Source organism: Streptomyces pseudogriseolus (assembly GCA_002154585.1).
In the GTDB taxonomy this organism is placed as follows: domain Bacteria; phylum Actinomycetota; class Actinomycetes; order Streptomycetales; family Streptomycetaceae; genus Streptomyces; species Streptomyces pseudogriseolus.
On the sequence record MUNG01000445.1, the window covers coordinates 1 to 12,199 of the forward strand.

Below are 12,199 nucleotides of genomic sequence, written 5' to 3' on the forward strand. Positions count from 1 at the left end.
CTCCGGCCGTCCTCCGCGTACCCCGGCGTCTCCGCACGGGCCGCCGCCGCCCGCGCCCCCTCGGCGGGCTGCGCCGGCGTCCGCCGGGCGTACGGCGACGGCGCACCGCCCCCCGTGCGCACCACCCGCGGCGGCCGCTCCCAGCGCAGCCGCGCCAGCAGCGACTCGCCGTCCGGCGCGGCCCCCTCCGGCAGCCCCGCCAGCAAGGCCAGCACCCGGTGCCGTACCTCCGGGGCCGCCGAACGGTCCAGACCCGGACCGAGCGCGGACAACGTACGGTCCTTCGCGTCCCGCTCCCCGACCACCCCCGGCGTCCGGGTCGCCGCCAGCCACGCCGTCACCAGCCGCGCCCACCGCTCACCGGCCGGCCGCTCCAGCCACTCGTCGTACGCCGGGGTCGCCGCGTACCGCTCGTCCGCCTCCCCGTCGGACGCCAGCAGCCCGGCCGCGTAGGCCAGCTCCACCCAGAACGCGGCCACCGGCTCGGGCACGTCCAGCGCCACCGCGGTCCGCTTCAGGTCCCGCACGCTCAGCCCCCCGGCCCGCAGCACCGCTGGCCCGCCCTCGTGCCAGTCCTTCAGCAGCTCCTCGACCGTCGCCAGCGCCGTGTACGCCTGCCCGGCCGCCGTCGCGTCCACGATCCGCGGCGGATGCGCGGCGGCCGCCTCCACCGCCGGCGGCACCGGCTCCGTCGTCCGGTGCGCCCGCCCCGCCCGCAGCCGCAGCGCCACCTCACGCGGCAGCACCACCGTCCCGGGCGCCGTCGGCAGCAGCAGCCCCCGGTCCAGCAGCCACCGCAGCCGGGGCGCCGGATCCGCGGTCACCTGCCCGTACGGAGGCCCCCACACCAGCCGCTCCAGCACCTCCACCGACTCGCTCGGCGCCTGGTCGAGCAGCGCCGACATCCGCTCCGGATCGCTGAACAGCCCCGCCAGCGCCTCCAGCGCGGACACGGAGTCGTGCGTCGACGGCAGCCCCGCCGTCGCCACGATCTCCTGGATCCGCCCCGGCGACATCCCCGCCGCCGCCTCCCGCACCGTCGGCCCCAGCCCCGTCGGCGACGGATGCTGCGGCGACGGCGCCAGCAGCTCACGCGCGGTGCGGACCAGCCGCAGCCGGTCCTCACCACCCCACACCAGCGCCTGCTCCCGCAACGTGCCGAGCGCGTGCGGCAACGCGGCGGACACCGCCGGATCACCGTCGTCCCCCGCCATCAGCCCCAGCAACTCCCCGTACGTCGCAGGGTCCGACGCCACCGCCAGCGCCTGCGCGGCCTGAAGCGTGAACCGGTCCAGCCGCTCCAGCGCCCGCACCACCGAGGCACGCGTCCCCGCACGGGTCGCGAGCTGCGTCAGATCCGTGGGCACGGGCGTGATGAGATCCGGCCGGCTGCGCAGGAGCGCGGCCAGGGAGACGTCGTCGCGCCCCCGGAGCGCCTCGGCGAGGGATCGGGGGGCCGCCGCGGGGTTCTCCTCGGTGCTCATCCGCCTCACGTTAGCGGGTGGGTACGACCGTGGCGTGCCGGGAGTTGGGTCGCCCCGCCGCAGTCGCGGTACCGTCGGGCGACGGTGTCCCGACGCATCCGTCCCGGAGGGGACTTCGTGGGTATCGAGAGTGACCAGGTCGTCTACGAGTATCTGAGCCGCGTCGGCGACGTGGCCCAGCAACGGCAGTTGCCCTCGGCGGCCCGGATACGGCTGGTCGCGGAGCTGCGCGACGAGATCGACCGGCGCCGCGCCAAGGCCGTGGTGGACTCGCCCGCGGCCGTCCGCCGCATCATCGCCCGCATCGGCACGCCGACGGAGGTCGTCACCAAGGCGGAGGATTCCACCCCGGGTTCCACGCCGGGCGCGTCGGCGGCGGCCGCACCCGCCGTGCCGGTGCAACGGGAACCGGAACGGGGCGCTAGGCCGGGCGCCTCGGTGGGCGGCATGCTCCGCAAGGTGGTCCCACGCCCCCGCCCGTCGACACCCACGCCCGCGCCGGCGCCGGAGAACGTACCGGCGCCCCCGCACCGGGCCGGCTCGGACGAACTGGGCGACAGCGCCGGTCAGCCCGACTGGTGGCGGGTGGACAGCGGCCTGTTCGGCGTGGGCGACGAGGTCCCGGGCTTCGTGGGCGGGGTGGAGATCCCGGAACTGCTGAAGCAGCCGCAGCAGAAGGAAAAGCCGGCACCGGAAACTCCCGCGCCTGAGACGGCGGAAGCCGATGCGACCGCCGCGGCCCCCGCCCCCACACGCCGCCGCCTGCTGCGCCTCCCGTCCCGCCGCTGGAGCAACCCCCTGCTGCTGCTCGCCGCGGCCTCCCTGGTCGTGGGCGCGGTACTGGGTAACTGGTTCGCCCTGATCCTGGGCTGGCTGATCGCCTACGCCTCCCGCCGCCTGACCCCCGGCGAGGTCAAGGCGGCGGTGATGGTCCTGCCGGGCCTCTCCCTCGCCGGAGGCATCGTCTGGCTCTGGGGCCGCACGACAGGCCGCTGGGGCACACCGATCGCCGAGGGCCAACTGAACACGGCCCTCACGGAAACCTGGCCCTGGATCATCCGCACGGCGGCCCTCACATCGGCCCTGTTCCTGACCTGGCGCTCCCAACGCCAACGCTGAGGGTTCCCGCCGGGCCGGGGGCGCCCACACCCCACCGCTCACGGGGCGCCGCCACGCCCACGCCCCTGGTCCCGACGCCCTACCGCAAGGCCACAGCCCCCCCGCGCGCCGCGACTCGCCTCACCCCCGACGACCGGTGCGCGAGCCGTATCGCCCTCACCGAGCGGGCCGGTGACCGAGTCCTGTGGCCGTCGGCCCATGTGCGCCCCGGCCACAGGGGCGCAGGCCCCGGGCGCGCCTGCGCTCGCGCGTCGCCGCCACTGGGCTGGAGCTGAGCCGTATCGCCCTCCGGGCGCGTCGCGCGACGCCAGGTCGGGTGACGACCGCGCGGCGCCCCCCTCCGGGCACCGGGCCTGGCCCGGTGGGCGGTGTCGCACAATGGCGCATATGGCTTCCACGACCCCGCCCGCACAGTCGGCCCCCTCCACCGCTCCCACCGTCGGGTTCGACCTCGACATGACGCTCATCGACTCGCGGCCCGGGATCCGGGCCTGCTACGTGGCCCTGGCCGAGCGGACCGGGACGTACGTCGACGCCGATCTCGCGGTCAGCCGGCTGGGGCCGCCGCTGGTGGAGGAGCTGGTCAACTGGTTCCCGGCGGAGCGGGTGGCGGAGACGGCGGAGCTGTACCGGGCGATGTACCCGGAGTACGCGATCACGCCGACGCTCGCCCTGCCCGGCGCGCGGGACGCGATAGCCGCCGTGCAGGCGCGGGGCGGGCGGGCGATCGTGGTCACCGCGAAGTACGAGCCCAACGCCAAGCTGCACCTGGCGCACCTCGGCATCGAGCCGGACGCCGTGATCGGCGACCTGTGGGCCGAGCAGAAGGCGCTGGCGCTGCGCGAGCACGGCGCGTCCGTGTACGTCGGCGACCACACCGGCGACGTGCGCGGGGCGCGCACCGCGGGCGCGGTGTCGGTCGCGGTGGCCACCGGCCCGTGCGACGCGGCGGAACTCGAGGAGGCCGGCGCGGACACCGTCCTCACGGATCTGACGGAATTCCCCCGCTGGTTTTCGGACTACTGCTCGGACAACTGACCGGAAACCGCGCCCGCGGCCCGAGCCCGTCGCCGCCCGGCGGCGGCGGAACGCAGCACTCCCGCACCGGCGACGGCGAATCCGACGCCCATGAGCATGCTCAGTCCGAACATGTACGTGGGAAAGGGCGTCGTCCCGAGGAACAGCGGGGCGACCGTGACCAGAGTGGCCACGGCGCCGACGAAGAAAACAATGGCGCCGGCACGGACCAGACCGTCACCGGGCGCAGCGGAATTCGCTTGGGTTTTGTCACGCACCGGACCAGGGTAGTTCCCTGCGCGGAGGAACAACGCGGTGACGTCTTGTCACCGGCTCGAAGACCATTAGCCTGGTACCGGCGGGTCATCGGGCCCGCCCGAGTGCTGTCAAAAGCCGTTCAACGATGCAGTTTCCCGACGAGTACGAGGACGAGGACAGACGTGCCCACCGGCAAAGTCAAGTGGTTCAACAGCGAGAAGGGCTTCGGCTTTCTCTCCCGTGACGACGGCGGCGACGTCTTCGTGCATTCCTCGGTCCTCCCCGCCGGAGTCGAGGCCCTGAAGCCGGGGCAGCGTGTGGAGTTCGGCGTGGTCGCCGGGCAGCGTGGCGACCAGGCGCTCTCCCTGACCATCCTGGATCCGACCCCGTCGGTCGCGGCCGCCCAGCGCAAGAAGCCCGACGAGCTGGCGTCGATCGTCCAGGACCTCACGACGGTGCTGGAGAACATCACGCCGTCACTGGAGCGGGGCCGCTACCCCGACCGCGCGGCCGGCAAGAAGATCGCCGGGCTGCTCCGCGCGGTCGCCGACCAGCTCGACGTCTGAGCACGTCCGGGCCGCCTGGCCGTCCGGTCTACGGGAAGCGCAGTGCGTCAGGGCCGAGGGGCGGGACCAGTCCCTCGGCCGCCGCACGGGTGAGCAGGCCGCGTACGGCCGCGTAGCCGTCCTCGCCGAGGTCGGCGGTGAACTCGTTGACGTACAGCCCGATGTGCTGGTCGGCGACGGCCGGGTCCATCTCCTGGGCGTGCTCCATCACGTACGGGCGGGAGGCTTCCGGGTCGTCCCAGGCGGCCCGCACGGAGGTGCGGATCGCGTCCGCGAGGCGGGTCAGCGTCTCCTCGCCGAGCGCGCGGCGGGCGAGGATCGCGCCGAGCGGGATCGGCAGGCCGGTGGTGTGCTCCCAGTGCTCGCCCATGTCGGCGAGCTTGTGCAGCCCGTAGTTCTGGTACGTGAAGCGCGCCTCGTGGATGACGAGGCCGGCGTCGACCTTGCCGTCCCGTACGGCGGGCATGATCTCGTGGAACGGCATGACCACGATCTCGCCGACCCCGCCGGGCACCGTGTCCGCCGCCCACAGCCGGAACAGCAGGTACGCGGTCGACTTCTCGCTCGGTACGGCGACGGTCCGCCCGGTGAGGTCCACCCCGGCCTCGCGGGTGAGCACCAGTGGCCCGCAGCCCCGTCCCAGCGCGCCTCCGCAGGGCAGCAGGGCGTACTCGTCCAGGACGTACGGCAGCACCGCGTACGACACCTTCAGCACGTCGAGTTCGCCGCGTTCGGCCATGCCGTTGGTGATGTCGATGTCGGCGAAGGTGACGTCGAGGGCGGGGGCGCCGGGGACGCGGCCGTGGGCGAGGGCGTCGAAGACGAAGGTGTCGTTGGGGCAGGGCGAGTACGCGATGGTCAGGGGCTCACTGGTCATGCTGGTTCCAACTCTCCAATACGGGCGCGAGCTTCCCGAAGCCGTCGGTGAGGGCGGCCAGGGCGTCGCCGATGCGCCAGGCGGCGCGGTCGCGCGGGCCGACGGGGTTCGACACCGCCCGTATCTCCAGGACGGGGACGCCCTGCGCGGCGGCGGCCTCGGCGACGCCGAAGCCCTCCATGCCTTCGGCGAGGGCGCGGGGGTGGCGGGCGCGCAGGGTGTCGGCGCGGGCGGCGGTGCCGGTCACGGTGGACACGGTGAGGACGGTGCCGGTGCGGGCGCCGGTCGCGGCGGCGGCCGCCGCGGCGAGGGAGGCGGGCGGGCGGTGGGTGACGGTGCCGAAGCCGAGCTCGGTGACCGGCAGGAAGCCTTCGGCGGTCTCGGCGCCCAGGTCGGCCGCGGTGATCGCGTCGGCGACGACGAGGGAGCCGAGGGGTGCGTCGGGGGCGAAGCCGCCGCCGATGCCGGCGCAGACGACGAGTGCGTAGGGCCGGCCGTCGAGGGCGGCGGCGGTGAGCGCGGCGGCCGTGGACGCGGCGGCGAGGGCCGGGCCGACGCCGGCGGCGAGCAGGTCGGGCCCGTCGGCGGTGCGGTGCACGACGGCGCCGGGCAGGGTGCGTTCCCGTACCGGTCCCGGGAACGCCTCGGCCACCGCGTCCCGCTCGGCGGGGACCGCGGTGGCCACGAGGACGCGTGTGAGGGACGTGGTCAGTCCTCGTCCTTCTTCAGGCGGAAGGACCACAGTCCGGTGGCCTCGTCCTCGCCCTCCTTGACGGACACCAGGGTGGAGTCGCCCTGCGCGCCGTACTGGGCGTTGAAGAACACGCTGCCGGGAATGGACTGGTAGGTCTTCTTGGTGGGGTCGACGAGCGGCTGGCCGTTCAGCAGGATCGTCCAGCCGTGGTCGGCGATCTCGGGGTCGACGCCGAAGCGGACGGGCTTCGTGGGGTCGACCTTGATCTCGTCGATGTCCTTGTCCTGGAGACACTCGTTGAGGGTCTCGGTGGTCAGGGCCTTGCCCTCGCCACCGCAGGTCGCCTCGGAGCTCACCGAGTCGCTGCCCACCGTGATGGTGGCCATCGCCGTGGGCTTGTCGCAGGCGGACAGGACGAGCAGGCCTGCGGATACGGCGCCGGCGGCGGCGACGGCACGGCGGCGTCGCACAGCGCGGTGTGTCGTGGCGGCTGCGCCGCGGGGCAACGTGGTCATGGGCGAAGGCTATCGGGCAGGTGTGCCCTGCTCCCCACGTGGGGTACGGCGTGGCCCCGCGTTAGACCACTCGCGGGCGTCCCGCGTGGCCCCGCGTTACGCCACTCGCGGGCGTCCCGCGTGCCCCTGGCGGGCCGAACGGAGCAGCCCGCGGACGGTGGTCAGCCAGCCCGCGCCGACGATCGCGGCGCCGACCGCGAGGCCGAGGGTGCCGATGAGCGGCATGGCGATGCCGATCGCGCCGCCCAGCACCCACGCCATCTGGAGCAGCGTCTCGGACCGGGCGAACGCGGACGTCCGTACCTGTTCGGGCACGTCCCGCTGGATCAGCGCGTCCAGCGACAGCTTGGCCAGCGCCTGCGCGAACCCGGCGACGGCCGCGAGGATCGCGACGAGCACGGCGCCGAAGAACACCGCCGCCGTGATCGCGGCCCCCAGCACCACCGCGACCACCGTCACGATGATGATCTCCGGGGCGCGGGAGCGCAGTCCGGCCCCGACCGCCGTGCCGAGCGCGTTGCCCGCGCCCGCGGCCACGCCGACGATGCCGAGCGACACGGCCGCGCTCTGGCCGGTCATGGGGTGCTCGCGGAGCAGGAACGCGAGGAAGAAGATGAGGAAGCCGGTGAGGCAGCGGATGGCGGCGTTGGCGGCCAGCGCGTGGGTGACGGCCGGGCCGACGGTGCGCAGGCCGGGTTTCTCGGTCTTGCGGTGCGGGCCGTGCAGGTGCTGTTCGTCGGCGGCGAGGAGGGCGACGGACTCGCCCTTGGCGGAGTCGACCTTCGCCGGCAGCCGGAACGACAGCAGCATGCCGGTCACGAACAGGACGAACGCCCCGTAGAGCGGCCAGCGCGGCCCGATGTGCTGGAGTCCCGCGCCGATCGGGGCGGCGATGCCGGTGGCGAGGAGTCCGCCGAGGGTCACCCGGGAGTTCGCCTTCACGAGGGAGAAGGCGGGCGGCAGCAGCCTGGGCACGACGGCGCTTCTGACCACGCCGTACGCCTTGGACGCCACCAGGACGCCCAGTGCGGCCGGGTACAGCTCCAGGCCGCCGCTGACGACCGCGCCGGACAGCACCAGGGCGAGCAGCGCGCGGGCGAGCATGGCGCCCGCCATGGCGGCCCTGCGGCCGTGCGGGACCTTGTCGAGGAGCGGGCCGACGACGGGGGCGAGGAGCGTGAACGGCGCCATCGTGATGGCGAGGTAGAGGGCGACGCGACCGCGGGCCTCGTCGGTGGGGACGGAGAAGAACACGGTGGAGGCGAGCGCGACCGTGATCATCATGTCGCCCGCGCCGTTCACCGCGTGCAGTTCGATCAGTTTGCCGAGGCCGGACTCGCCGGCGCCGTGCGCGTGGGTCGCCTTGCGGATGCCGCGGGCGGTTCGGGTCACCGGGAAGTGCAGTGCCCGTCCGAACGCGCGGAGGCGGCCGTCCGCCCGGGCCGAGCCGGGGCGGCGGCCGCGTCCCTTGTCCCCTGAGGGCCCACCGGTTCCGGTGGCGCCCTGGGGTGTCCTCGCGGTGGCCACGACGTCATAGTGCCCCGAGATGGCGGTGCGTAGTGCGGTAACACCGGGGACGGGACGTCCGGTGCCTCTGTACGGCCGAACCTGCCCGGGTGTCTTCGGCCGCCCGCGGCGGCCCTCCGCGGCCCGACAACCGGCACGCGCCGTTCCGTAACGACCGTCGGTGTAGGCCCAGCGCACGCGAACAGGTAGCGTGCGTATCTCAGCCATCCCGCAGAATGGATGGTGGGCGCGCCCGAGCACGATGCGGCGCGGACGTCGACGCGGTCCTCCGGTCCGCTCCGTCCGCCCCCCGCGCTGGGAGTGGCGCACTCGTGAGACGGCGTAGGAGAGAAGCGATACCTGTGAGCGCAGCGACAACGCGAAGCCGCACCCCCGACCGTCTGTGCGCCGAGGCCGTCGACCTCGCCCGTGCCGCAGCCGAGGAGGCCGCCGCGCCCGGGGTCGTGGGCGAGCACGAGGGGTCGGTCTCCGAGGGGGACCGCGTCGTCACGCACTTCTTCGGGTGCCGTGAGCTCGGCTACCGCGGCTGGCGGTGGGCCGTCACCGTCGCCCGCGCCTCCCGCGCCAAGATCGTCACGGTGGACGAGGTCGTCCTGCTGCCCGGCCCCGACGCGGTCCTGGCACCCGAGTGGGTGCCGTGGAGCGAGCGGCTGCGCCCCGGCGACCTGGGCCCCGGCGACCTGCTGCCCACGGAGGCGGACGACCTGCGTCTGGAGCCCGGTTACACGGGTGCGGACGAGCCGCCGCCGAACTCGGCGCTGAGGCCGTCGCTGACGGAGGACCTGGCGGACCTCGCGGAGGCGGAGGACGCCGAGGTCACCGGCGGCACGCCGGCCGAACAGACCGTCACGCCGTCCCGAGGTTCGATCGCCGCGGTCGCCGAGGAGCTGGGCATGCGCCGCGCCCGCGTCCTCTCCCGCTACGGGCTGCACGCCGCCGCCGACCGCTGGGAGGAGGCGTTCGGCCCGAAGACCCCGATGGCGCAGGCCGCGCCCGCCTCCTGCATGTCCTGCGGCTTCCTCGCCCCGATCGGCGGCTCGCTGGGCCAGGCGTTCGGGGTGTGCGCGAACGAGTTCTCCCCGGCGGACGGCCGGGTGGTCTCCCTCGCCTACGGCTGCGGCGGCCACTCGGAGGCCGCGGTCATGCCGAAGCCCCCGCAGCCGGCCCCGCCGGTCATCGACGAGACCCGCGTCGACCCGTTCCCCCTCCGCCCGTCCCCCGACTCGGGCTCGGTCCCGGCCACGGAGGACGCGTCGTCGGCGGAGCTGGGGCACTCGTAGGGCGCCGGCGGGTGGCGACGCCGCTCATGGTGACGCCACCCGCCTGTCACCTCACGCGCCGGACACGACGTCCTCGGCCGTCGACGCCGTGACGGCCCGGCGCAGCCAGCGACTCAAGGTCTCGGGGTCGTCGCAGCCGTCGATGACCTCGCGGACGGCATCGGACACGGGGAGTCCGCGTTCCGCGAGCACGGCCAGCACGTCTGCAGCGGCACGCCGAGCTTCACCTTGCGTGAGGGCCTCGTCGCGTACCTCGGCCTGAACTTCTTGCCGTACTTCGGCGCGGACTTCCTGCCGTACTTCGGCGCGGACTTCCTGCCGTACTTCGGCGCGGACTTCCTGCCGTACCTCGGCTCGGACTTCTTTGCGTACCTCGGCTCGGACTTCTTCCGCGAGGTAGGACGTGTAGAAGGAGAGGTCCACGGCCACCAGATTCCTCCAGAGGTTCTTGGCCGGGCGTTTGCCCAGGCCCTGTGCGGTGAATTCGATGAGGGGCTTCGCGACGTCTTCAGGTGCGTCCCGGAGCGCTGTGGACAGGGCTTTCAGTATCACATCGACGTCCGGTTCGGCAGCGTGTGTGATGGCCGCCAGACTGGCCAGGACGAGGTCGGCGCGGGCTTCCTCCGGGTCGGTGATCACGGGCATGTTGTGCGGTCCGGCGACCAACGGCTGCACGGTGAGGGTGGGCAGCTGAGGCGGTCCGCAGCTCACCGGCTGCTGGGCCCATCGTGCCGTGGCGGGGTCCTGGCACACCACCAGGAGAGCCGTGGGCAGCCGGTACTTCGTCCACAGGTACGCCGTGTAGTACGCCCAGCTCGCCGGCTTGTCCGGGTGCTTCTTGCCCTGGGCCTCGACGGCCAGGATGAACGACCCCTGATCAGCGGTTTCCAGCCGGAGAAGCGTGTCGACCCGGCGTTCGACGGGGTTGGTCTCCGTCAGGTCGGTCGGCAGCGCTGTCGCCTTCACCGGGGCGGGGATGTCGACTCCGAGGAAGCGTGAGACGCGGCTGAAGAGACCCGGGTCGTGCTGGAAGATGCGGTGCATCGCCTCGTGCGGCGGACTGACCATGTTTTTCCTTGTGGGCGTCAGGGGTGGAGGCTGGACCTGGCAGCCGAGGGTGTGGCGGGGTTCTCGTGCTCGACGCCACCGGTGTGTGACGCGGAGGGGTGGCGTTGCTGTCAGCGGGTGACTGGGCGCGAAGGCGCGAATCCCGGCGAGGGTCGAAGTCCTTTTCGGGTCGTGTCGCGCTGAGCGTAGAGGTGCCGAGGACGTGAAAACGCAGCCGAGCGGCTGATGTTCACCTGTCCGAGTGATCGCCTGCTTCGGGCGGCACCGGAGTTTCCGATTTCGGGTTCCGATGCCGTGGCGTTGGTCGGGCCGGTCGCTCGGCGTATGTGGCGAGGCGGGTGGCGAACTCGGTCGTCAGGGTGCGGAGTTCGGTGGGGCGGTCGATGGCGAAGGGGCGGTTCAGGGCGGCCAGGACGGGGGGCAGCCAGTCGAGGCGTTCCGCGCGGAGGGTGACGCGCTGCCATCCCGGCTCGTGCTCCTCCAGGGTCGCGACGGTCGCAGGCAGGTGCGCCCGGACGTGTTCGGGGGGCGCCTGGACGCGCAGGGACACCTCGTGGCGGTACGCGGCCGTCGCGAAGCCCGTCACCACACGTTCCGCCGGGTCCGGGCCGCCCTCCGGCGCCTCGAACGAGCCGGGCAGCGTGCGGGCGTCCGTGACGCGGTCGAGGCGGAGCGTGCGGTCCTCGTCGCGTTCCGCGTCCCTGCCGGTGACGTACCACCGCCCGGCGTGCGCCACGATCCCGTACGCGTGCAGGGTGCGGTCGCTGCGGCGTCCCTCGCGGTCGGTGTAGCGGACCGCGACCGGCCGGCGGTGGTGCACCGCGTCCGCCAGGGTGAGCAGCACTCCCGCGTCCGGGCTGTCGGACTCCCCGGGCTCCTCGGTGAAGGACAGGGCCTCCAACAGGGTGTCCAGCCGCCGGGCCAGGTGCCGGGGCAGCACGCGCCGGATCTTCGCCGCGGCCGTCTCGTTCGCCGTGCGCTGCGCCGTCGTCAGCCCCGCCCTGCGTCCGGCGACCAGCCCGAGCAGCACGGCCAGCGCCTCCTCGTCCCCGAACATCAGCGGGGGCACCCGGTACCCGGGCCCGAGCCGGTACCCGCCGTACCGCCCGCGCACCGACTCCACCGGCACGTCCAGGTCGATCAGCTGTTCCACGTACCGCCGGACGGTCCGCCCGTCGACGCCGAGCCGGCCGGCCAGTTCGGACACGGTCCTGGTGCCGCCGGACTGCAGCAGCTCCAGCAGGGTCAGCACACGGGCGGCGGGGCGGGGCACAGCCACCAATCTAGCGCCGATACCGGGCGGATTCTGTCCGCTATTGCTCCTACCGTCGGCCGTGCACATCGTCCGTACGGCAGAGGAGTCTCGCCATGCAGTTCGCTTCCGTTCGCATCATCACCGCCGACGTGGCCCGTCTCGTCGCCTTCTACGAGCGGGCCCTGGGCGTGCCCGCGACATGGGCCACGGAGCACTTCGCCGAGCTGAGGACGGACGGCGCCACCCTTGCGATCGCCGGCACCGCCACCGTCCCGATGTTCGCACCCGGCTCCGCCCGCCCGGCCGACAACCACAGCGCGATCGTCGAGTTCCTCGTCGACGACGTGGACCGCGTCCACCAGGACCTGACCGGCTTCCTCACCGACGTCGTCAACGGCCCCGCCACCATGCCCTGGGGCAACCGCTCCCTGCTCTTCCGCGACCCCGACGGCAACCTCGTCAACTTCTTCACCCGCTGACCCCGGGGTCCGTGTTCCGGTCACGGTCACGGCCTGGCGGTGCGGCAGTCGCGGCAGTGG

General features: G+C 73.7%; 12 protein-coding genes and 1 pseudogene. 5 read left to right on the forward strand and 8 right to left on the reverse strand.

The annotated features are described in order from the left end of the window. Positions 1 to 1,484 (reverse strand): annotated as a pseudogene (locus tag CCN29_RS30560) (DNA-binding protein); the annotation flags it as partial. A gap of 117 nt (positions 1,485 to 1,601) precedes the next feature. Here CCN29_RS30560 and CCN29_RS30565 point away from each other — a divergent pair. Next, positions 1,602 to 2,603 carry a hypothetical protein gene (locus CCN29_RS30565; protein ID WP_086685755.1) on the forward strand — a complete coding sequence of 334 codons (1,002 nt, stop codon included), beginning with the start codon at positions 1,602 to 1,604 and terminating at the stop codon, positions 2,601 to 2,603. A 387-nt stretch (positions 2,604 to 2,990) separates the two neighbouring features. Next, entirely contained in the window at positions 2,991 to 3,641 is a 651-nt protein-coding gene (locus CCN29_RS30570) for an HAD family hydrolase (protein WP_006134200.1), read from the forward strand. On the opposite strand, the gene CCN29_RS30575 is transcribed toward CCN29_RS30570, so the two are convergent. After that, the gene (locus tag CCN29_RS30575; protein ID WP_006134201.1) at positions 3,623 to 3,898 is read right to left on the reverse strand and encodes a hypothetical protein; all 276 of its coding nucleotides are present in this window, start codon (positions 3,896 to 3,898) and stop codon (positions 3,623 to 3,625) included. The two genes, CCN29_RS30570 and CCN29_RS30575, sit on opposite strands and share 19 nt — an antisense overlap. A gap of 162 nt (positions 3,899 to 4,060) precedes the next feature. On the opposite strand from CCN29_RS30575, the gene CCN29_RS30580 reads away from it, so the two are divergent. After that, positions 4,061 to 4,444, forward strand: a complete 384-nt coding sequence (locus CCN29_RS30580) for a cold-shock protein (RefSeq protein ID WP_006134202.1) — start codon at positions 4,061 to 4,063, stop codon at positions 4,442 to 4,444. Positions 4,445 to 4,472: 28 nt separating this feature from the next. On the opposite strand, the gene CCN29_RS30585 is transcribed toward CCN29_RS30580, so the two are convergent. From CCN29_RS30585 to CCN29_RS30600, 4 genes are all read right to left on the reverse strand, one after another. Beyond that, entirely contained in the window at positions 4,473 to 5,321 is an 849-nt protein-coding gene (locus tag CCN29_RS30585; protein WP_086685757.1) for a 1,4-dihydroxy-6-naphtoate synthase, read from the reverse strand. Continuing rightward, positions 5,311 to 6,063, reverse strand: coding sequence for a futalosine hydrolase (locus tag CCN29_RS30590; RefSeq protein WP_369150965.1), 753 nt, complete (start codon positions 6,061 to 6,063; stop codon positions 5,311 to 5,313). Before CCN29_RS30590 ends, CCN29_RS30585 begins: the two co-directional genes overlap by 11 nt. Continuing rightward, a complete protein-coding gene (locus CCN29_RS30595) occupies positions 6,030 to 6,530 on the reverse strand; it encodes a DUF2771 domain-containing protein (protein ID WP_442538572.1) in 501 nt (166 codons plus the stop codon). The genes CCN29_RS30590 and CCN29_RS30595 overlap by 34 nt, the downstream gene beginning before the upstream one ends. A gap of 96 nt (positions 6,531 to 6,626) precedes the next feature. Beyond that, positions 6,627 to 8,057: an MFS transporter gene (locus CCN29_RS30600; protein WP_086685763.1), complete on the reverse strand. Its 1,431-nt coding sequence runs from the start codon at positions 8,055 to 8,057 to the stop codon at positions 6,627 to 6,629. A gap of 341 nt (positions 8,058 to 8,398) precedes the next feature. Between CCN29_RS30600 and CCN29_RS30605 the strand changes: the two genes are divergently transcribed. Next, positions 8,399 to 9,337 (forward strand): DUF3027 domain-containing protein, encoded by a 939-nt coding sequence (locus CCN29_RS30605; RefSeq protein WP_006134207.1) that lies wholly within the window; start codon positions 8,399 to 8,401, stop codon positions 9,335 to 9,337. Positions 9,338 to 9,388: 51 nt separating this feature from the next. Here the strand turns inward: CCN29_RS30605 and CCN29_RS30610 are convergent, their stop codons facing one another. Beyond that, the gene (locus CCN29_RS30610) at positions 9,389 to 10,405 is read right to left on the reverse strand and encodes a V-type ATP synthase subunit E family protein (protein WP_086685765.1); all 1,017 of its coding nucleotides are present in this window, start codon (positions 10,403 to 10,405) and stop codon (positions 9,389 to 9,391) included. 229 nt (positions 10,406 to 10,634) lie between these two features. Beyond that, positions 10,635 to 11,678: a helix-turn-helix transcriptional regulator gene (locus tag CCN29_RS30615; protein WP_086685768.1), complete on the reverse strand. Its 1,044-nt coding sequence runs from the start codon at positions 11,676 to 11,678 to the stop codon at positions 10,635 to 10,637. 95 nt (positions 11,679 to 11,773) lie between these two features. Here CCN29_RS30615 and CCN29_RS30620 point away from each other — a divergent pair, with 95 nt between their 5' ends. Then, positions 11,774 to 12,139 carry a VOC family protein gene (locus tag CCN29_RS30620; protein WP_031020275.1) on the forward strand — a complete coding sequence of 122 codons (366 nt, stop codon included), beginning with the start codon at positions 11,774 to 11,776 and terminating at the stop codon, positions 12,137 to 12,139. Positions 12,140 to 12,199 lie beyond the last annotated feature (60 nt).

Bases quoted from the DNA above. Each gene is read 5' to 3' on its own strand.
- CCN29_RS30610 (WP_086685765.1), bottom strand. From the start codon at position 10,405: ATGGTCAGTCCGCCGCACGAGGCGATGCACCGCATCTTCCAGCACGAC.
- CCN29_RS30570 (WP_006134200.1), top strand. From the start codon at position 2,991: ATGGCTTCCACGACCCCGCCCGCACAGTCGGCCCCCTCCACCGCTCCC.
- CCN29_RS30620 (WP_031020275.1), top strand. From the start codon at position 11,774: ATGCAGTTCGCTTCCGTTCGCATCATCACCGCCGACGTGGCCCGTCTC.
- CCN29_RS30595 (WP_442538572.1), bottom strand. From the start codon at position 6,530: ATGACCACGTTGCCCCGCGGCGCAGCCGCCACGACACACCGCGCTGTG.
- CCN29_RS30585 (WP_086685757.1), bottom strand. From the start codon at position 5,321: ATGACCAGTGAGCCCCTGACCATCGCGTACTCGCCCTGCCCCAACGAC.